This window comes from Colwellia psychrerythraea 34H, assembly GCF_000012325.1.
Classification (GTDB): Bacteria; Pseudomonadota; Gammaproteobacteria; order Enterobacterales; family Alteromonadaceae; genus Colwellia; species Colwellia psychrerythraea_A.
In genome coordinates, this window is the sequence record NC_003910.7 from 4,271,670 (window position 1) to 4,292,759 (window position 21,090).

16 protein-coding genes and 1 pseudogene are annotated in these 21,090 nt (G+C 38.0%); 6 read left to right on the forward strand and 11 right to left on the reverse strand.

Annotation, left to right across the window (positions count from 1 at the left end):
• The first annotated feature begins 24 nt into the window (after positions 1-24).
• On the forward strand, positions 25-1,515 hold the full coding sequence (locus tag CPS_RS18170) for a CoA-acylating methylmalonate-semialdehyde dehydrogenase (protein WP_011044796.1): 1,491 nt from the start codon (positions 25-27) through the stop codon (positions 1,513-1,515).
• Between the two features lie 279 nt (positions 1,516-1,794).
• Complete coding sequence (ribA, locus tag CPS_RS18175; RefSeq protein WP_011044797.1) at positions 1,795-2,403, forward strand: GTP cyclohydrolase II; 609 nt, start codon at positions 1,795-1,797, stop codon at positions 2,401-2,403.
• A gap of 185 nt (positions 2,404-2,588) precedes the next feature.
• Here ribA and CPS_RS18180 read toward each other — a convergent pair whose 3' ends face one another.
• Together CPS_RS18180 and CPS_RS23530 are read right to left on the reverse strand one after the other, a co-directional pair.
• Positions 2,589-3,245 (reverse strand): TetR/AcrR family transcriptional regulator, encoded by a 657-nt coding sequence (locus CPS_RS18180; protein ID WP_011044798.1) that lies wholly within the window; start codon positions 3,243-3,245, stop codon positions 2,589-2,591.
• Positions 3,246-3,654: 409 nt separating this feature from the next.
• Positions 3,655-3,867 (reverse strand): annotated as a pseudogene (locus tag CPS_RS23530) (RidA family protein); the annotation flags it as partial.
• A 164-nt stretch (positions 3,868-4,031) separates the two neighbouring features.
• Between CPS_RS23530 and CPS_RS18185 the strand changes: the two are divergent.
• Positions 4,032-4,268: a hypothetical protein gene (locus CPS_RS18185; protein ID WP_041737129.1), complete on the forward strand. Its 237-nt coding sequence runs from the start codon at positions 4,032-4,034 to the stop codon at positions 4,266-4,268.
• A 309-nt stretch (positions 4,269-4,577) separates the two neighbouring features.
• Here CPS_RS18185 and rplS read toward each other — a convergent pair whose 3' ends face one another.
• The 6 genes from rplS to ffh all read right to left on the reverse strand — a co-directional run bounded on the left by rplS (position 4,578) and on the right by ffh (position 10,087).
• Entirely contained in the window at positions 4,578-4,931 is a 354-nt protein-coding gene (gene rplS, locus CPS_RS18195; protein ID WP_011044802.1) for a 50S ribosomal protein L19, read from the reverse strand.
• Positions 4,932-4,966: 35 nt separating this feature from the next.
• Positions 4,967-5,728 carry a tRNA (guanosine(37)-N1)-methyltransferase TrmD gene (trmD, locus tag CPS_RS18200; RefSeq protein WP_011044803.1) on the reverse strand — a complete coding sequence of 254 codons (762 nt, stop codon included), beginning with the start codon at positions 5,726-5,728 and terminating at the stop codon, positions 4,967-4,969.
• A gap of 39 nt (positions 5,729-5,767) precedes the next feature.
• A complete protein-coding gene (gene rimM / locus CPS_RS18205) occupies positions 5,768-6,298 on the reverse strand; it encodes a ribosome maturation factor RimM (RefSeq protein ID WP_011044804.1) in 531 nt (176 codons plus the stop codon).
• Between the two features lie 28 nt (positions 6,299-6,326).
• Complete coding sequence (rpsP, locus tag CPS_RS18210; protein ID WP_011044805.1) at positions 6,327-6,572, reverse strand: 30S ribosomal protein S16; 246 nt, start codon at positions 6,570-6,572, stop codon at positions 6,327-6,329.
• 178 nt (positions 6,573-6,750) lie between these two features.
• Positions 6,751-8,376, reverse strand: a complete 1,626-nt coding sequence (locus tag CPS_RS18215; RefSeq protein WP_011044807.1) for a putative bifunctional diguanylate cyclase/phosphodiesterase — start codon at positions 8,374-8,376, stop codon at positions 6,751-6,753.
• Positions 8,377-8,695: 319 nt separating this feature from the next.
• Entirely contained in the window at positions 8,696-10,087 is a 1,392-nt protein-coding gene (ffh, locus tag CPS_RS18220) for a signal recognition particle protein (protein ID WP_011044809.1), read from the reverse strand.
• A gap of 197 nt (positions 10,088-10,284) precedes the next feature.
• Between ffh and CPS_RS18225 the strand changes: the two genes are divergently transcribed.
• The 3 genes from CPS_RS18225 to CPS_RS18235 all read left to right on the forward strand — a co-directional run bounded on the left by CPS_RS18225 (position 10,285) and on the right by CPS_RS18235 (position 13,676).
• A complete protein-coding gene (locus tag CPS_RS18225) occupies positions 10,285-11,385 on the forward strand; it encodes an SO_0444 family Cu/Zn efflux transporter (protein ID WP_011044810.1) in 1,101 nt (366 codons plus the stop codon).
• 114 nt (positions 11,386-11,499) lie between these two features.
• Complete coding sequence (locus CPS_RS18230) at positions 11,500-12,297, forward strand: cytochrome C assembly family protein (protein ID WP_011044811.1); 798 nt, start codon at positions 11,500-11,502, stop codon at positions 12,295-12,297.
• Between the two features lie 92 nt (positions 12,298-12,389).
• Positions 12,390-13,676, forward strand: a complete 1,287-nt coding sequence (locus CPS_RS18235) for an HlyC/CorC family transporter (protein WP_041737130.1) — start codon at positions 12,390-12,392, stop codon at positions 13,674-13,676.
• Between the two features lie 335 nt (positions 13,677-14,011).
• Here CPS_RS18235 and CPS_RS18240 read toward each other — a convergent pair whose 3' ends face one another.
• The 3 genes from CPS_RS18240 to CPS_RS18250 all read right to left on the reverse strand — a co-directional run bounded on the left by CPS_RS18240 (position 14,012) and on the right by CPS_RS18250 (position 21,090).
• The gene (locus tag CPS_RS18240; RefSeq protein WP_011044813.1) at positions 14,012-14,632 is read right to left on the reverse strand and encodes a hypothetical protein; all 621 of its coding nucleotides are present in this window, start codon (positions 14,630-14,632) and stop codon (positions 14,012-14,014) included.
• 1,821 nt (positions 14,633-16,453) lie between these two features.
• Entirely contained in the window at positions 16,454-18,043 is a 1,590-nt protein-coding gene (gene gshA / locus CPS_RS18245; RefSeq protein ID WP_011044814.1) for a glutamate--cysteine ligase, read from the reverse strand.
• A 167-nt stretch (positions 18,044-18,210) separates the two neighbouring features.
• Complete coding sequence (locus tag CPS_RS18250) at positions 18,211-21,090, reverse strand: M16 family metallopeptidase (protein WP_011044815.1); 2,880 nt, start codon at positions 21,088-21,090, stop codon at positions 18,211-18,213.

Below are 21,090 nucleotides of genomic sequence, written 5' to 3' on the forward strand. Positions count from 1 at the left end.
CTGCGCCTCCCAAAGGAGAACAAAATGAGTATCGTAGGACATTTGATCAACGGCGAAAATCGCACAGACGCAACACGTCACCAAGATATATTTAATCCATCAACGGGCCAAGTAAGTAATCAGTTAGCAATTGCTGGTAAAGCGACCGTTGAAGAAGCAATTGAAGCTGCTAATGCTGCCTTTCCAGCTTGGCGCGCTACCCCTCCGGCAAAACGCGCCCGGGTTATGTTCCGCTTTAAAGAGCTATTGGAACAACATGCTGATAAGATCATTACCCTGATTGGCGAAGAGCACGGAAAAATATCACACGATGCCCAAGGAGAATTGCAACGCGGTATCGAAAGCGTTGAATATGCCTGTGGTGCCCCAGAATTACTTAAAGGTGAACATAGTCGTAATGTCGGCCCGTCGATTGATTCATGGAGTGAGTTCCAGCCACTGGGTGTTGTTGCGGGCATCACTCCGTTTAATTTCCCGGCGATGGTACCCTTATGGATGTACCCAATGGCAATTGTTTGCGGCAATACATTTATCCTAAAACCATCAGAGCGCGATCCTAGTTCCACACTATTTATTGCTCAATTATTAGAAGAAGCGGGGTTACCACCAGGCGTGCTAAACGTTGTTAATGGTGACAAAGAAGCGGTAGATACACTGCTCCATTCACCAAAAATTCAGGCAGTTAGTTTTGTAGGTTCGACCCCTATTGCCGAATACATCTATGCGACTGCTAGCGCTAACGGCAAACGCTGTCAGGCACTAGGCGGCGCTAAAAACCACGCCATCGTATTGCCCGATGCAGATATGGACAACGCTGTTAATCAACTACTCGGTGCTGCCTTTGGATCTTCAGGTGAACGTTGTATGGCTTTATCTGTGGCAGTCACTGTCGGTAACGCCGCCGGTGATGCGCTAGTTGCTAAAATGAAACAAGCGATGACAGGTCTCAAAGTCGGCGCTCATAACGATAGCAGTAATGATTTTGGTCCAGTGATCACCAAACAGCACCAGGAAAAGGTTGTTGGCTATATTAATAGTGCTGAAGAAGACGGTGCCAAGATTGTTGTTGATGGCCGTAATCCAAAAATTGCAGGTTTCAGCGAAGGATTTTTTGTTGGTGGCACGCTAATCGATAACGTCACCCCGGAAATGATCAGTTATAAAGAAGAGATATTTGGTCCGGTATTACAGGTAGTGCGTGTAGAAAGCATGCAAGAAGCAATGAATCTTATCGATGCCCACGAGTATGGTAACGGCACTTGCGTATTTACCCGTGATGGCGAAGCTGCACGATACTTCTCTGATCATATTCAGGTAGGCATGGTTGGTATCAATGTACCTTTACCAGTACCTGTCGCTTATCATAGCTTCGGTGGCTGGAAGCGTTCATTGTTCGGTGACTTACATGCCTATGGCCCGGATTCAGTTCGCTTTTACACCAAACGTAAAACTATTACCCAACGTTGGCCATCGACCGGTGTCCGTGAAGGCGCTGAGTTCGCATTCCCTTCATAACCCCTAGCGTTTAGTCTTTATCAGCGGGACAACAAGGTGGTGTCCCATTTTTAATGGCTATTTCCTGATAATTATGACTATATAAATGTAGAAAAACTGAAAAATAAAAATACTATAACTCTGAATTTACAAAAATAACATGAGCCAGTTACTCAAATAATTAATAGTAACATTGTTAATATAAATTGTGATTTCACCATTTATATTAAGGCTTTCGTTCCAGAAAATCTAAACGCCTCCATCAGTGTAGGTACAGGCTAAAGTAAATAAGGTTATTATATGTCAGTTAATTTTGTTGATTCATGTCGACTACCCACGCATTTAGGTGAGTTTGAAATGTATGGTTTCGTGGAAGAAAGTGGTCAGGAGCATATAATGTTAACCTATGGTGAGATAACTCCAGATAAGCCATTGTTAATTAGACTTCACTCTGAATGCTTAACTGGTGATTCTTTATTTAGTATGCGATGTGACTGTGGTTATCAACTAGAAACAGCATTAGAAAACATTGTTGATGCTGGCCAGGGTGCATTACTTTATTTACGCCAAGAAGGTCGTGGTATTGGCTTAATTAATAAAATTAAAGCTTATCATTTACAGGACGATGGCGCCGATACTGTTGAAGCGAATGAACAACTTGGCTTTGCCGCCGACTTGCGCCGTTACACTATGTGTAAACCAATGCTGGAACATTTTCGTGTTAACAAAGTTAAATTATTGACCAATAATCCGAAAAAAGTACAGGCATTAAAAGATTTGGGTATCGAAGTCGTTGAACAGATGCCAATTCAAGTTGGGCGCAACCAGTACAATCATGAGTATTTAAACACTAAAGCCGAAAGAATGGGTCATATGATGACACATGGATTGTTAAGTGATTTAGGGTAAGGGATTATGTCGCATCGTTGATTACTATGATGTGGTCAACTAGAACAATTCAGTATTATTATCGTTTAAAAATGCATTCACCTTAATATTAGGTATTCTGTTATACCGTCTATTTTTGAATTTACCTATGTCTTAACTGGCTGAATAAAAGGGACTGCGGTTATGGACTTGTTTCACTTCCTGTCCTAAATATTAAGGCCGATACCTTTTAGCAAGGTGTGGGTGAGGAAATCACCAGCACTTTTGAAATCATCATTTTCAAGCGAAGATTTGCCCAAAGCTATCTGGATCTGAGTGGAGAAGTCGGCATAGGTCTGGGTGGACGCCCAGATCACAAAAAATAAGTGATGGGGATCAATATCATCAATTAACCCTTGAACAATCCAGCCTTTAACCAGTTCGACATCCCTTTCCAGCGCCGGCGCTAGATTTTCCTTAAGGTATTGGCTAATATGCGGCGCACCATTGATTATTTCATTGGCAAAAACTTTAGAGCCGTTGGGGTGGCTCTGGGAAATCTCCAACTTACCGCGTATGTAATTGGATAACATGGTGGCCGGATCTGTGCCTTCCTGGTCTATTAGATTCATTCTTGCCAACCAGAGATTTAATATATTTTTCAGCACTTTCTGATAGAGTAGCTCTTTGGAGGAAAAATAATATAGCATATTCTGCTTGGAGAAGCCTGCTTGCTCAGCAATGGACTCTATAGTAGCACCATTATAACCACGGTGGGCAAAGATGTGTTCCGCCGCTTCAATAATTTTAACTTCGTGGGCTTCACGGGTTCTTGAACGACGACGTTTGGTAGTTGGCTTCTCTTCAGGTCTATTTAACAACATGGGGACTTTCACTACAAAATATAGGACAGAAAACAACTAATAATAGCTATTAATGAATCGGCATTATATGCCAATGAAAATACTATGTCAGTTGTTTTATGTGAGTATATTCCCTTATCACAGACTAAGATCACAGTTAAATCAATATTTTGGGGTATAAATATGTTCAAGCTACATTGAACTTTACTAAATTATTGAGTGCTGAACGATAGCGTAAAAAAGCAATCTCTGATTCCAATTTACATCCACTTATTTGCAATTTCAGCTATAGAAAATAAATCTCAGATAAAATAAAGACTTTGAAAGTTATAAAAATAGAGGGCTAACTTTACCTATGATAAAAAGCTGTCCCAATCTTTGTAAGCTATCAGTTGGAATCAAATGCCTGTTATGCTCGTAGAGGTATACCTTAACAGTTAGAAACAACGGCATCAATTTGTACCAAAGCATCCATAGGGATAGCCGAAATGCCAATTGTTGTTCTTGCAAAAAGAGAGCTGTTAAAGAATTTTTTGTAAACTTCGTTTACAGCATTAATATCTGTGATATTTTTAAGTTTAGTATTTACTTTAGCTACATCATCCATAACGTGATCGACACTTCCCACAATTGCCTTGATATGGATAGATTAAATGAATTATATGCAGAAGTTATTACCAAAGCGTTATCACTCTCACATGTTGATCAATATTTAAAAACTTATGTGGCGGATAAATCTAACCATGTTTACAATGCTAAGATCTCATTTTACGTAAAGTGTTTAATTATCTTCTTGACGAGGTTGCAATGGTTACAAACTATGTCACCAAAAGAAGAAAAAAACCAACAAAAGATCGTATTAAAATTGATATCGACAACTACAAAGCAATGTTAACCTCTGCCGAACATTACCTCAGCACTGCCATGCGTCTAGCTTTACAAACCACACACGCAATTAATGAAATCAGCTCAGCGAAATATAACGATTGTGCTTGGCTGAAAAAAACTACATTGCAAGATGCTTACTTGTATTTGGTACGCTAAGAATTCATAGACAAAAGTGAAGGAAAAAAAATCGTCCTATATTTCACAAGATCCGTTATCTCTCAATACTCTTGTATAGTAAAAAAGGTTTAGATCCACAAGAACGCGCTGCTCACTCGGACGCAAAGACCACGAAAAAATACAAAGAAGGGCATGTTGAATGGGTGCAAATTCAAGCCACTGAATTAGCTATTTAAACCACTATATAAAAATAATAAGGTTATGCTCTAAAAACAAAAAGGCCTGAATAATGAATTATTCAGGCCTTTATTCAAACTTTCTTTACAGAAAATTGTATTGGAAATATTTCTATTTCTTAGCCAATTTTTCTTTGATACGTGCTTTACGGCCAGATAGCTCGCGCAAGTAGTAAAGTTTAGCTTGACGAACATCGCCACGACGTTTAACTTCAATTGAATCAACAATAGGGCTATGTGTCTGGAATACACGTTCTACACCAACACCGTTCGAAATTTTACGAACAGTGAAAGCAGAATGTAAGCCGCGGCTTTTAACAGCGATAACTACACCTTCAAACGCTTGAAGACGTGATTTATCAGCTTCAGTAACTTTTACTTGAACTACAACAGTATCGCCTGGGGCGAATGCTGGTAGATCTGTTTTCATTTGCTCTTGTTCGAGCATTTCAAGAATTTTACTCATATTACCTTCTTCCTAGTGTGCACAGTCTAAGTGGTTTATTTCACTTGCTTTTTAATCAAAGTAAGTGCTTTCTCCTGCTCAGCTGTCAGAGCTAGGTTGTTTAATAGTTCTGGTCTTCTAGTCCACGTTCTTAGCAAAGATTGCTCTTGTCGCCATAAGCGTATGTGTTCATGATTACCACTTAACAATACTTTTGGTACTGACATTTCATCTCCCTGAGGAGTTGTTAGTACTTCTGGCCGAGTGTAATGAGGACAATCTAATAAACCGTTAGAGAAGGAGTCCTGCTCTGCTGATTCTTTATGTCCTAATACCCCTGGCACTAAGCGTGCTACAGCATCAATAACATTCATAGCAGGGAGTTCACCACCACTTAAAATGTAATCGCCAACCGACCACTCTTCGTCAATATCTGACGCGATTAGTCGCTCGTCTATGCCTTCATACCTACCAGCAATAAATACTAGTCGATCATGTTGTGCTAATTCACTTACGCCTTGTTGATCAAGCTTTCTTCCTTGCGGAGACAAGTAGATAACTTTAGCTTTACCGCCATTAACTTCTGCCGCTTTACGCGCAGCTGCAATGGCATCTCGTAATGGTTGCACCATCATTAACATGCCCGGACCACCGCCATAAGGACGATCATCAACGGTACGATGCTTATCATGGGTGAAGTCTCTTGGATTCCATAAATGAAAATCAATTAACCCATTGCGAATCGCTCGGCCTGTTACCCCGTACTCCGTGATAGCATTAAACATTTCGGGAAAAAGGCTTATCACCCCAATCCACATTTTGTTCTTCCCTTTATCAGAGATAGTGCTAGTCACAAGTTAAAAACCCGGGTCCCAGTCAACACAAATTTGTTTATTTTCAATGCTAACCGACTCAATTACTTGTTCAAAAAGGTACGGGATTAACCGTTCTTTTTTACTAAAGCCATCTTTTAAATTAGCTTTCACAACCAGTACATCATTAGCGCCAGTTTCCATCATGTCTGTAACTACACCCAGGTCGTAACCTTTGTTAGTCACAACAGACATACCTATTAAATCGCGCCAGTAAAAATCATCTTCCGATAATTCTGGCAACGCTGCTTCATTGGTTAATATTTCAGAGCCGACTAATGCTTGCGCTTCATCTCTGTCATCAATACCAGCCACTTTCACAATAAGTACTTTGTTATGCTTGCGCCAATCAGTTATTTCAACTGTTTGTGTATTATTCCCTAATTTTAATGACCAAGGGAAATAGTCAAGTATGGCTTCAGTTTCATCAGTGAATGAATGAATTTTTAACCAGCCTTTGATTCCGTAAACTGCGCCTACTTTACCCAAGATGATTTTTTTTTCTTCTGTACTCACAAAAATTCTCCTACTGCCTACTAAGCTATTAAGCCGCAGTTGCGTCTTTAACTAACTTAGCCACACGATCAGATACTGTCGCACCTTGACCTACCCAATGGGTAATACGGTCTAGATCTAAGCGTAATTTTTCAGCTTGACCTTGTGCTGTTGGGTTGAAGAAACCAACTTTCTCGATGAAACGACCATCGCGAGAGTTACGGCTATCTGCAACAACAACCTGATAGAATGGACGCTTTTTAGCGCCGCCACGAGCTAAACGAATGGTAACCATATCGTCCTCTATATATGTTAAGTGTAAAAACGGATTTTCCAGACACTTCCTGTCAACAAGCGACAGAAAAGCTCGCGTATTTTACGCTTCTAGTATATTTTTACAAGTTTTATTTACCTATCGGGTAATGAGCGTTGTGACGGGTGTTGTTTAAAGAGAACAAATTAGGTCAAATAGATTAATTTGATTGCCATGACGGGGATTGTAAGAGTAGTTCAAAGGCTTTGGCAGCTACGGGGCGGCTAAAGTGATAACCCTGCATAGAGTCAACATTATTAGTCATCATGAACTCACATTGATTGGCTGTTTCAACGCCTTCAGCGGTTACGTGTAGTTTTAGTTGTTTAGCTAGAGCAATGATGGCTCTTGTAGCAATGATATCTCCTGCACTTTCAGGAATATGTTTTATAAAACTACCATCAATCTTTAATTTGTTGAGCTTGAACTTAGCTAAATGTTTGATAGACGAATAACCGGTGCCAAAATCATCAAGTGCAATAGAAACACCTAAAGCACTCAACTCTCTAAGTTGCACTATCGATTGTTTTGCATCTTTCATCAGCGTGTTCTCTGTGAACTCTAACTCCAAGTATTGAGGCTCCAAACTTGTTTCGGTAAGAGACGTGGATACCGTACGGGCATAATTGCTAATAGCTAATTGCATCACTGACATGTTAATGGTCATTACGATGCAAGGATAACCCTGCTGCTGCCAGGTTTTATTTTGCAGGCAAGCTTGTGCAAGTACCCAATCACCAATTTTTGTAATGATGCCAATCTCTTCTGCTATCGGAATAAAGACATCTGGCGCCAAATCACCGAGTAACTCATTATTCCATCGTAACAAGGCCTCTACAGCAATAATTTCATTAGAGTGGGTTGCAATGATAGGTTGGTAGTGTAGGACTAATTCATCCCTTTCCATTGCACCTCGTAATTGTTCAGCAATTTTCTTCTTGATATTAACTTGCTCTTGTAGCTCTTTAGAGAAAAAAGCTAGGCGATTACGGCCTTTTTCTTTGGCAAAGCACATCGCCGTATCTGCATGTTGAATTAACTCTTTACCGTATTCACCATCACTTGGGTATAAAGCAACTCCGATATTACCCGTGATATAGACCTCTTGCATGGCAATTCGATAACATTTAGTGAGCTTTAACAATATTTTGTCAGCAAACATATTTATATTATCTTTAGGCGAAATAGTCTCGAGTATGATAATAAATTCCACCCCAGTTATTCTCGCTAAGGTATCACCTGAACGTAATTGACCAGATAAACGTTTAGCTATTTGTTTCAAAAGCTTATCGCCGCCCACATGACCTTGTTGATCATTAACGGCTTTAAAGTCATCAATGCCAATAAATAATACGGCAATTGAAGTATTGTTTCTTGCCGCACGCGCTAGAGCCTGTTCGATACGATCTTGACAAAGTTCTTTGTTAGGTAAATTAGTTAAACTATCAAAAAAAGCCAGTCTTTTAATTTCCTCTTCAGCAACAAATTGTAGCTTCATTTTTTTACGTAAATGCAAACTATAACGAATGAGTAAAACCAGTGAGCCTAAGGCTGAAATGCTAACTAGCGTGATAATGTTACCTAATTGCCAATGCGGTTGACTGCTAGATAAGTTCATTACAAATTCAGTGATATCGAAAAAACGTGTTGACCACATCAGTGCCGCAGTAATAAGCACGATAAACAGACTTTCAAATACCATAGCAAAACGTTGAAAAAACCCTACGTCTTCAGTCTGACTCACTGAGCTGCGAGCGACAGCTTTGCTAACTTTATGTATAGCCATTGAATCGATTACCTTAAATTACAAACTAGAGCTTAATTGAACAGACAACCATGGGATGGTTGCCTTTTGATCACTTTAATTGGGCAAGCGAATACTTAACACTCATGAAATTTTATAAATTAAGTGATGGTAAAACGAATTAAGTATAGCTAGACGATAAGAAAATAACTTACCTTTTGCCGATAAGTGACAGTTTGCCTAATTCCATCATGTTTGACATGATCTGTATTAACCGATTAAGCAATAATTGTATTATTTCTGAAAATAAAAAAGCCGTAGATACGGCTTTTTTTTGTTTGAAGTGTTTTTTGCAATAGAATTAACGGCCGAACATTCCGCCGCCACCGCCCATACCACCACCGCCTGGTGGCATCATGCCTTGCATGCTGCGCATCATCTTTTTCATGCCGCCTTTACCTGACATTTTTTTCATCATTTTTTGCATTTGAGTAAACTGCTTAAGTAGCTTATTTACATCTTGAATTTGAGTACCTGAGCCAACAGCAATACGACGTTTACGAGAACCTTTAATAATGTCAGGACGCTCACGTTCACCAGGAGTCATAGAATTGATAATAGCTTCCATTTGCACGGTAATTTTATCATCCATTTGATCTTTGATTTTACCAGACATGTTGCCCATGCCAGGCAGCTTATCCATCATGCCAGTCATCCCGCCCATACTTTTCATTTGTACAAGCTGGTCACGAAAATCTTCTAAACTAAAACCTTTACCGCTTTTAACTTTATTAGCTAATTTCTCAGCTTGCTTTCTATCAACTTTTTGCTCAATTTCTTCAACTAATGAAAGCACATCTCCCATACCAAGAATACGAGAAGCTATACGGTCTGGATGGAAAGGTTCAAGGGCTTCAATTTTTTCACCAACACCCATAAATTTAATAGGCTTGCCAGTGATATGACGGATTGATAACGCAGCACCGCCACGGGCATCACCATCGGTTTTGGTTAAGATAATACCAGTTAGTGGCAACGCATCATTAAAGGCCTTCGCTGTATTAGCAGCATCTTGGCCTGTCATAGCATCAACAGTGAAAAGGGTTTCTATTGGATTGATAGCAGCATGAAGTTGCTGGATCTCAGCCATCATGTTTTCATCAATATGCAAACGACCTGCAGTATCAACAATTAGCACATCGTAAAAATTTTTCTTAGCGTGATCAATGGCAGCATTGGCAATATCAATAGGTTTTTGCTTGATATCACTCGGGAAGAAACCAACACTTATTTCTTCAGCTAGCGTTTCAAGTTGCTTAATAGCGGCAGGACGATAGACATCTGCACTTACTACTAATACTTTTTTCTTTTCACGTTCTGTTAAAAATTTGGCTAGTTTAGCTACAGAAGTTGTTTTACCTGCACCTTGCAAACCGGCCATTAGCACAACCGCTGGTGGCGCAGCTCTTAAATCAAGACCTTCATTGACTTCACCCATCGCTGATTCAAGTTCTTTTTGAACTATTTTGACAAAAATCTGCCCAGGAGTGAGGCTTTTAGAAACATCTGTACCAACAGCTTTTTCTTTTACTTTGGCGATAAATTCACGAATGACGGGTAAAGCTACATCAGCTTCAAGTAATGCCATACGCACTTCGCGTAAAGTTTCTTTGATATTGTCTTCGGTTAAACGGCCACGGCCACTAATATTTTTAAGCGTTTTACTTAAGCGTTCGGAAAGATTGTCAAACATGAAATACTCTAACAGCGAAATATGGATAAGGTTAATGCTGCTATTATACCCAAATATACCTAAGATGCGACAGCAGATAGTTCCACATATGATTTAGTCGCTATATAAAGTTGATAAAATAGGCCAAGCGTCAATACTAGCCATGGTATAGTAACGGTGATTTTCTTCGATATATTAGACATTAACCTAGGTATTTTATGGAACAGTTGACCGCCTTAACAATAAATTTTCTCGACTTGAGTGCTGAAGCAAGTCCTTGGCTATTATTAGGTTTATTAATTGCGGGGCTAATGAAAGCGTGGGTACCTAGTAAAGTATTAAGTAAACATCTTGGCCAAGGAAAACTTGCCATCATCAAAGCGGCACTTATTGGTGCTCCATTACCTTTATGTTCTTGCGGGGTTATTCCGGTAGCAACAGAGCTTAGACGAAGCGGAGCTTCAGCTTCAGCAACTTCTTCATTTTTGGTCGCAACCCCCGAAACTGGCATTGACTCAGTATCAGTTTCTTATGCTTTATTAGGCCCTGTTTTTGCTATTTACCGCCCTATCGCAGCGATTATGTCTGCCATCATCACAGGTTTATTGGTTGCGACGATTAAAGAGGAACAGATGAAATCACCAGCTGAACAACTGCAGAATGAAAAATCTGGATGTTGCAGCAATAAAGAGACAGTTAAAGTAGAAGAAGTACCTAAAAGCAAAAAACCCTGTTGCGGCAGTAAAAAAGTTACACCAGAAATAATTAAAAACACTTTTGTAAGTAAAACTCAGCAAGGGGTTTATTACGCATCAACTAAACTTATCGATGATATTATTATTTGGCTTTTAATTGGTTTAATTTTTGCCTCGCTAGTGCGAACTTTTTTACCTCAAGAGTTTCTATTAAGTTATGGCAGCGGTTTACCTGCCATGCTACTGATGATTTTGATATCAATTCCTATGTATATTTGTGCAACAGCCTCAACGCCTATTGCCGCTGGGTTTATTATGGCGGGGCTATCACCTGGTACAGCTTTGGTATTTATGATGGCGGGCCCAGCAACAAACATTTCAACTTTAGGCGTTATTCGCAATGAAATGGGTAGTGCTGTATTGATACGATACTTGCTTGGCGTGGCAGGTTGCGCTATTGGCTTCGCGTTATTATTGGATTTTTCATTAAGTTTTTATGACATTAATATTACTGAGCAAATGCAGCATAGCCATGAACTTTTACCTAAATGGTTTGGATTAAGCTGTGCTGGCTTGATTGCTTTTCTATCAATTAAGCCACTAAGACACTTGTTGATTAAATAAGCCTTAGCTTTCTTAATTTAAGTCAATACTTTGCGCTAATCACATGGCGCTAAAGATTTTATCTGATAGAATCAACTTTTTAATGCATATTTTCAGTTGTTTTAGGGGTTTTAAGTGAATTTTTTGGTTATAGGTTCAAGTTTAGCATTCTTGCTTTATATACTTGCTACGTTGGCAATCGTTACACGATTATTCCATCCTAAAGGACCGAATATCACCTTAGTTTTAAGTTTAGCTACTGCAGCTATTATTGTGCATGGTTTTAATGACGGTTTATTATTTTTTTCACAAGATACAATTAACTTTAACTTGCCTAATGTAATTTCCTTGGTCAGTTTAATTATAACGATAGCGGTAACGCTAGTATCATTACGCTTTAAAGTTAATTTATTATTGCCGGTTATCTATGGATTTACAGGTCTATGGCAATTAGTCATTCTCTTTATCCCACCTATTGATTCCATTCCTTTGGTGGTAGAAAAAGTTATTTTATTAAGTCATATCAGTTTTGCGTTAATCGCTTATTGTGTGCTGATTATCGCTACTTTATATGCTTTTCAAGTGACCTATATCAATTTAAAACTCAAGAGTAAGAACTTGACTGCGGTGGCACATTTACCACCACTTATGCAGGTAGAGAAGCAACTTTTTAGTATCTTAACTGTTGGCACTGCAATTTTATTTATCAGTCAAATTATTGGTTTTGTTTTTTTAGACGGTTTTTTAGCAAAAGAAAATGCCCATAAAACAATACTTTCATTACTCTCTTTTGCTATTTATGGCCTAATTCTTTGGGGACATTTTGAAAAAGGTTGGCGTGGGCACAAAGTGCTTGTGTTAATGGTGAGTGCAAGTGCCTTACTTACTCTTGCTTATTTTGGTAGCCGATTCGTTAAAGAATTTATTTTATAAATAACAACTATTCCTCCCCTCCCTTGTCGCAATGACACTGCTGGTATAAGCTAGCAGTGTTATTTTAACTATTAGAAAAGGAAATTCCCTTCTTGGACAGTATATCCACCCAGATGCTTTTTACCATTCTTGGCATCTTAATACTGATTTCTGCTTATTTTTCAGGTTCTGAAACTGGCATGATGTCATTGAATAGATATCGATTACGTCATCTTGAAAAACAAAAACACAGAGGTGCTAAGCGAGTTAGTAAATTACTCGCTCGACCAGATCGCCTTATTGGTTTAATTCTTATTGGTAATAACCTAGTTAATGTTTTTGCATCATTAGTTGCTGGGGTTATTTTTAATCGATACTTCGGCGATGCTGGGATTTTATATGCTGGTTTAGTACTGACCTTGGTCATCTTAATTTTTGCAGAGGTCACGCCAAAAACATTGGCGGCACTCTATCCTGAACAAGTAGCTTTCCCTAGTTCAATAGTTTTAAGCTTATTGCTTAAAATCCTTTTTCCTATTGTGGTTGTCGTCAATTGGATAACCAATGGTATTTTAAGGCTTCTTGGTGTTAGCTCTGAACAAAGAGAGCAACATAGCCTTAGTAGTGAGGAGCTAAGAACCGTTGTGAATGAATCTGGCGCGTTATTACATCAGCGTGATCAAGATATGCTAGTAAGTATTCTAGACTTAGAAAAGGTCTCCGTTGAAGACATAATGATCCCACGCAGTGACTTAGTTGGCATTGATGTTAACGATGACTGGAAAAAAATTCAAAAACAGCTTACTCAAGCTAATCATACCCGTGTATTACTCTATCGCGATAGTATCGATGATGTTGTTGGTTATATCCATGCTAGAGATGCCTTAAAATTGTTATCAAAAAATCAGTTCAACAAAGCTACTTTACTAAGAGCGGTACGTGAGTTGTATTTTGTACCTGAAGGTACTCCATTAAATATTCAACTATTAAAGTTTCAGCATGCTAAAGAGCGTATAGGTCTAGTGGTTGATGAATACGGTGATATTCAAGGCTTAGTAACGTTAGAAGATATTCTTGAAGAGATTGTTGGTGACTTTACTACCACCATGACCCCAACAACCAGTGATGAGGTAACCTTACAGCCTGATGGCAGCTATTTAGTGGATGGTAGCGCGAGTATTCGTGATATTAATAAAGAGATGTCATGGCAATTGCCCACAGATGGCCCTAAAACCCTTAACGGCTTAATTATCGAGTATTTGGAAGAGATACCAAAAAGTAATATTAGCTTGCGTATCTCTGGCTACCCTGTCGAAATCATTGACGTTGCAGGCAATAAGATTAAAACTGTTAGGGTCATGCCTGAGCACTTTATCGATGAAAGTCCTGAAGAAGAGTAATTAGAGCAATATAAAAGTTAATCACAAAGTTATCCACAGAATGAGGGTTTCTAAAATCCTCAATAGCTTTCCACAATTTCTGTGGATAACAATAGCCAACCCTATCAGCAGCAGCATTTTGCTATTTCAACAATTATTTAACGAAAAACCATTCTTTTTTTTCTGATTTTTTAATGATAATACTAGCTATTCTTGGAGCGGTTATCGCAGCTAGCCTTAACGGATTTTTATTGTAAAATTAACAAATTGGCAAGCTTTATGCGCTTGTCGCATTATTAAACACATCGATTAACTGACTAAATAATGCCATTCTAGTTTTCACAATATTGTCCGACTTATTCGAAAAACAATCGCCATAACCAACCATGATCTAAGTCTTTTTCACAACTTTTTAGTTGACTGCTATAACGTCGAGCGCGGTTATCTACTTTCCTCGACACTTTCACCAACCAAGGCTTCTTTTTATAGCTTTTATGCTTAAAGCCACCCCAACCTTCATGATAATTTAAATACTGACTATATGCGTCCCATTTAGATACACCATTAACTTTTTGGGTTTTAAAAATAAACCAGCCCATAAAGTCTATTGCATCATCAAAGTCATCACGATCAGCCCCTGAATTACCCGTTTCCCTAATGTAGTCTTTCCAGGTCATCGTTTTCGCTTGTGAATAACCATATGCAGTACTTACCCTGCCCCAAGGTATAAAACCAAAGAGATAATCCATAGGAGGCGTTGCATCATGACGAAAAGAACTCTCTTGATACATCATGCTCATAGGAACATGGATAGGTACGCCCCAGCGTTCACGGGTTTCTTTGGCAGCAAAATACCAATCACGATGTTCGCGAAAAATTTCACATATATTTTCAGGATTTTTTGGTGGCGGGGTAGCGCAGCTTGCCAGTAATAAGACGCTGGCTGCTGTTAACAGTACTGTTTTACATGAAGACATAAACAAATAACGGTTATTATAATTTGTCATTTATAATGACAGAAATAGATTGTTAATGGCAGTTTTTGCTAATAAAATTATCAGTTTAATTAAATTCAAAGAATAATTAAAATAAATTGAACTAAACAAGAGAACTGCACTCTTATTTAACAGTTATGTTATTCCCTTAGTGTTTCATGTTTTATGCGCTCTCTATTTTTAGTTGGGCGCTTTTTTTTGCCTAAAATTCAGTACCTCAAAATAACAATAATGTTATTCCGCTCTCTTTTAGTGATGGTTCATGTTTATTCATTCTCTATTTTTAGTTGGGCGCTTTTTTTTGCCTAAAATCCTGCACTCCTAAACAACAGCAATGTTATTCCGCTCCCTTTTAGTGATGCTTCATGTTTTATGCGCTCTCTATTTTTAGAGGGTTCCCTTTTACCACCTAAAATTCAGCACACCTAAATAACAGTAATGTGTTAATTAAAGGCTCAGTTGCACATTCCAGTAAGGGCATAAATTAATATTAAAATTAATTTGAACTAATCAACAAAACACCCCTCTTACTTAACAGTTATGTTATTCCCTTAGTGTTTCATGTTTTATGCGCCCTCCTGTCTTTAATAAGCAGTTGGGCGCTTTTTTTTGCCTAAAAGTCAGCACTCCTAAATAACAGTAATGTGTTAATTAAAGGCTCAGTTGCACATTCCAGTAAGGGCATAAATTAATATTAAAATTAATTTGAACTAATCAACAAAACACCCCTCTTACTTAACAGTTATGTTATCCCCTTAGTGTTTCATGTTTTATGCGCCCTCCTGTCTTTAATAAGCAGTTGGGCGCTTTTTTTTGCCTAAAAGTCAGCACTCCTAAATAACAGTAATGTTATTCCGCTCTCTTTTAGTGATGGTTCACACTTTTATTTGCTCTCCTATCTAACATAAGCAGTTGGGCGCTTTTTTTTGCCTAAAATTCAGCACACCTAAATAACAGTAATGTGTTAGTTAAAGATTAAGCTGTACAATATTAGTAAGAACAAGAATTAATATCAAAATAATTTGAACTAAACAACATAACAACACTCTTACTTAATAGTTATGTTATTCCCTTAGTGTTTCATGTTTTATGCGCCCTCCTGTCTTTAATAAGCAGTTGGGCGCTTTTTTTTGCCTAAAATTCAGTACGTCAAAATAACAATAATGTTATTCCGCTCTCTTTTAGTGATGGTTCATTTTTTTATGCGTTCTCTGTTTTTAGAGGGTTCCCTTTTATCGCCTAAAATTCTGCACTCCTAAATAACAGCAATGTGTTAGTTAAAGATTAAGCTATACAATATTAGTAAGAACAAGGATTAATATGAAAATTAATTTGAACTAAGTAACAAAACAGCACTCTTACTTAACAGTTATGTTATTCCCTTAGTTATTAGTAATGTTTCATGTTTTATGCGCTCACTATTTTTAGTTGGCGCTTTTTTTTGCTTAAAATAAATGAATCAATAGCTAACTGTTTTAACTAACCGATGACACGAATGAAAAAATAGTTATTTATTAGCTGTATATAAAATGAATTTTAAGAAAAATGCTGATTAGCTATTCAATATGAATGGATTTTTTGGCAAGAAATATATGGCAATGAAAATATTTTAAATAAAATGAACTTATCACTAATTTCGTCCTCTTATTTAATGAAACATTCCTCCCTGGATTGCTTTCATTTGATTTAAGTTTTGTTTGCTTAAATAACCGGCGCGTCACCTTGACGCGCTTTTTTTATAGCTATTATTCTGTTTTTACTACTTTTCTATCAATAATTGAACCAATCAAACTCCAGTCTGTTTTATGCGAAATAATCTGATAAAAAGTCATCAAAATTTAGTTCGTCACCTGCTTCAATATCTGCTTGAGCTTTATGAGAGTCAGGAACGCTTGCATCAAAAAATGCTTGATCATAGGATTGATAATCACGCACTTTAGCTTCTCGTTGATATTCAATCGCTTTATCTAAAGCAAATTGCGATAAAGATTGCTCTTGAATAATCGATAACAACTGTGCGGAAGGTGTTAAGCTTGAATCATTAATTTTAGCTTGTTCACGAACAATAGCTTCACTGTATTTACTGGTTTGGTATGATTTATCTAACAGTTGTGCAACTTGCTTCATCTGCTCGAATAATTCATTGCCCCACTCAGGAACCGATTTAAGCGTAACTTCACCACTACAATTAGCATCGCTAAGTAATAATTCAGGATCTCGACCACGAAGAACCACTGCATTCATGTTATCTTCATGAAATTTCTGGCGTGTACAATCAAACTCTTTATTATCAATAAAAGCACAATAAGTTATAAATATATCTAAAAAGTGAACCTGCTCAAGGCTAATGCCTGTATCTGAAAAAGGATTTACATCAAGCGCCCTCACTTCAATATATTCAACACCACGCTCTCCTAGAGCATCTGAGGGTTTTTCACCTGCTTTAGCAACTCGTTTAGGGCGAATAGGTGCGTACAGCTCATTTTCAATTTGTAGTACGTTATCGTTAAGCTGTTGGTATTGACCATCAACTTTTACACCAAGGCTGGCAAAGTCGTTAGATTTAAGTTTTATAGCCTGTTGAACACCATCAACATAATCAGCTAAATTATTATAACAAATTTTCAGTGCTGACTGCTCAGAGCTGGTATAACCTAAGTCACTCATACGCAACGAGGTGGCATGTTCGAGGTAAAGCGCGCCAAATGGAGATTTCTTAAAAGGCAATTTATGTTCTTTACCTTGTAAAAATGATCCACAGATTGCTGGAGAGCTTCCGTATAAGTAAGGGATTAACCAACAGAATCGTTTGTAATTTCTTAAGATAGAAAAGTAGCGTTCAGAAATAAAATCATTAATAGGTAATGACTTTTCACCGGATGACTGATGCAAATCTTGCTGCACTTGCCAGAAGTCTTGAGAGAATGAAAAGTTAAAATGTATGCCTGAAATAACTTGCATCATTGAGCCGTAGCGATTTTTCAAACCTTGACGATAAACTGTCTTCATGGTGCCGATATTTGAACTGCCGTATTGCGCTAAGGGTATTTTTTCAGCATCATCAACAAAGCAAGGCATGCTCATTGGCCACAATAATTCACCTTCAATGTTATCAAAGGTATATTTTTGAATATCTTGAAGTTGTGCAATGGTTTGCTCTGGAGAAAAACTAACCGGAGTAATGAATTCAAGCAGGGTTTCCGAGTAATCAGTAGTTATCTGTCCATGCGTGAGCGCGGAACCAAGTTGATGATAATGACCATGCTCCGATAGCTTACCCTCTGGTAATATTCTCAAGGCTTCTCGCTCTATACCGCGTCCAATACCGGCAACGGCAGCCAAGTTTTTATTTTGGCTAAAAGCGCCAATATAATCAGTTAATGATAGTGTCAAAATAATTCCTATATATACTAATCAGCCTAACTATTATCTCAGTTTAGCTTAGTTTGATTTAGTATTTAGCGAGAAAAGGGTAAAAAGCCTCCCCTTATAGATATTCATATAAATAAGGGGTCTGTTGGTATTTTTCAATACTTAACTATTTTTAATTGCCAAATAGTTTATTTAGCTAGTTCAAGATCAACTACTTCGATATCAAGCTTTTGAAGTTGTGGCCTAACTACTTGACCGTCTCCTACAACAATCCATTGCATAGGTTTTGATAATTCTTGTGCCGCTATAGCGTTTAACTGCTCAATACTTATGCTGTTAATTATACTGCTTTGTTCTTCACCATAATTAACAGGCAGATTGAACTGTAACAATTGTCTTAAGAAACCACTTTTTTGGCCCGGCGTTTCAAAGCTTAATGCTTCATTTTGCGAAATGGCTTGGCGCATAAAAGTAACTTCACTTTCTGTTAAGCCATGTTGTTGGTAATTTTTCAATTCCTGTTCAATTTCAACCATAGCATCATAAGTATGCTCTTTTTTAACACTGGCACCTGCACTAAAACGACCTAAAGTTTTACCCGCAGAAAAGTAGCTTGATGCGCCATAGGTATAACCTTTATCTTCACGTAAATTCAAATTAATACGGCTATTGAACGCACTACCTAGTGGGTAATTCATTAACGTCGCTTTAAAGTGTTCACCCGTTGCATCATAAGTCATCGCTCTACGTGATAGCTTTATCACCGATTGGCTGGCATTAGGTAAATCAACAAAATACAGCTTGTTAGGTGTTACCTCAGGGAAGTTATAATCGCCACTAATCGTATAATCTTTACCTTGCCAAGTGCTTAATGAAGCAAGTTTTATTAATAATTCAGCTTTATCGATGTCTCCAACCACCACTAAACTTGCTTTAGCTGGCGAAAAGTATGTTTGATAAAAACCTTTAATATCATCTAGCGTTATCGCAGATACAGTAGCAATAGTACCGCTATCAGCTAAACCAAAACGATTATCTTTGCCGTAAGTCACTTGCTTTAAAGCATTGTTAGCTAACGATCGAGCATCTTTATTACCTTGCTCTAATCCTTGAATCAGTTGATTTTTAACACGATTAAAATCATCTTGTGCAAATTCAGGTTTAAACATCATCTCGTTCATTAACGCTAAGGTAGCATCGAAGTTTTTAACTAAGCTATTAACTTTAATGTAAGTATTTCGCCCTGCTGCACCAATAGAAATATTACTGCCCAGTTTAGCTAATTCATTCGATAACTCTTCTTTGCTGTGAACAGTGGTGCCTTCATTCATCAAACTCGCTGTTAAACTTGCTAAACCCGCTTTTTCCACAGAATCAAGCAATACACCACCATCAAGACTTAGTAGCAAACTAATAGTCGGTGTTTCACTATTTTTAGTCGCAATAATTTCAATGCCATTTTCAAAAGTTTCACGCCATAGAGTTGGTACTGTAATTTGTGGATTAGCAGGAGAGCTCGGCATCACGCTGCGATCAAAATCACTAGCATTCTTCATAATAGGCGTATCAAGTTGTGCTAGTTTCGCAGGATTACTTACGTCCGGTAAAACAAAATCATTTGCTTTGGCAACTAACGCTTCTTGACCTTCAGGAACTATCGATAATATTGCTGCGCCTTTACCTTGAATATATTTTTTGAATACACGCATAACGTCAACTTTGGTCACTTTATTATAACGAGCAACTTGTTGCTCCGTATAATTTGCATCCCCTAACATGGTTTGATAATGCGCTAAATTAGAGACCTTGCCTGAGACACTTTGCAGTCCATATATAGTACCCGTTTCGATACCGACTTTAGTCTTCAATAAATCATCGGCATTAACACCGCGCTCTTCAAACTCAACTAAAGTATCATTAATCACTTGTTCAATTTTTGCTAATGATAAACCTTGCTGTGGGTTTGGCAGCGCATAGAAGCTCATTTGACAAGCAAGTTCACGACAAGGATGGCTTGCACCAGCTTGCACAGCAATACCTGATTTAACGAGATTTTTATAAAGTAATGAAGTTGGACCACTACCTAAAATATTAGCAAGTACATCTAAAGCTGGCTCATCTTCGTGCATGCCATAAACAGTAGGGAAGCTAATGTAAAGTAAAGGTAAAGATACATTGTCGCTAAATGAATAATAACGGTTCTCGCTTAATGTCACTGACGATTTAGCGATATTATTTACCGCAGGTCCCGCATTTAAACTACCAAAATACTTATTTACCCAAGCCAGCGTTTGCGCTTCATCGATATCACCACCAATAGTGATTACCGCATTATTTGGACCGTACCAACGAGAGAAGAACTCTTTTAAATCAGTTACCGTACCACGGTCTAGATCTGACATGTAGCCAATAACTGGCCATGAATATGGATGTTCACGTGGGAAAATCATTTGATTAACAGTTTCATTTAATCGGCCATAAGGGCGATTATCAACATTCTGCCCACGCTCATTTTTTACCGTCGCACGTTGTATTTCAAACTTTTCTGGAGTGATAGCTTCGAGTAAAAAACCCATGCGGTCAGACTCAAGCCATAACATTTTTTCTAACTGGTTTTTCGGTACTGTTTCAAAGTAGTTAGTGCGATCTGAGTTAGTGGTGCCATTGAGGTCACCACCACTTTGTGTCACGACTTTAAAGTGTTGTTCATCAGCCACATTTTGTGAGCCTTGAAACATCATATGTTCAAAGAAGTGCGCAAAACCAGACTTCCCTAATTGTTCACGAGCGGAGCCAACATGATAGGTAACATCAACATGCACCAAGGGATCTGAATTATCTTGATGCAAAATAACTGTTAAGCCATTAGCTAATTTATACTTTTTAAAAGGAATATTCAGAGTATCTTGCTGAGCGGTAACCGTTTCAACCAAACTCACGCCTGTGGGTAAGGTTATAGTTTCTTGGCTACTACAGGCAAATAATAATGCTGTACTAGCAGCTATTGCCGTGATTCTAAATTTATTGATTATTTGTGCCGGAAAGCGGATTTGAGGAGATTGTCGCAA

Coding starts and splice junctions, on each gene's coding strand:
- rplS (WP_011044802.1), bottom strand. CDS start 4,931: ATGAGTAAAATTCTTGAAATGCTCGAACAAGAGCAAATGAAAACAGAT.
- CPS_RS18240 (WP_011044813.1), bottom strand. CDS start 14,632: ATGTCTTCATGTAAAACAGTACTGTTAACAGCAGCCAGCGTCTTATTA.
- CPS_RS18170 (WP_011044796.1), top strand. CDS start 25: ATGAGTATCGTAGGACATTTGATCAACGGCGAAAATCGCACAGACGCA.
- ribA (WP_011044797.1), top strand. CDS start 1,795: ATGTCAGTTAATTTTGTTGATTCATGTCGACTACCCACGCATTTAGGT.
- CPS_RS18225 (WP_011044810.1), top strand. CDS start 10,285: ATGGAACAGTTGACCGCCTTAACAATAAATTTTCTCGACTTGAGTGCT.
- CPS_RS18185 (WP_041737129.1), top strand. CDS start 4,032: ATGGTTACAAACTATGTCACCAAAAGAAGAAAAAAACCAACAAAAGAT.
- CPS_RS18180 (WP_011044798.1), bottom strand. CDS start 3,245: ATGTTGTTAAATAGACCTGAAGAGAAGCCAACTACCAAACGTCGTCGT.
- CPS_RS18215 (WP_011044807.1), bottom strand. CDS start 8,376: ATGGCTATACATAAAGTTAGCAAAGCTGTCGCTCGCAGCTCAGTGAGT.
- ffh (WP_011044809.1), bottom strand. CDS start 10,087: ATGTTTGACAATCTTTCCGAACGCTTAAGTAAAACGCTTAAAAATATT.
- trmD (WP_011044803.1), bottom strand. CDS start 5,728: ATGTGGATTGGGGTGATAAGCCTTTTTCCCGAAATGTTTAATGCTATC.
- rpsP (WP_011044805.1), bottom strand. CDS start 6,572: ATGGTTACCATTCGTTTAGCTCGTGGCGGCGCTAAAAAGCGTCCATTC.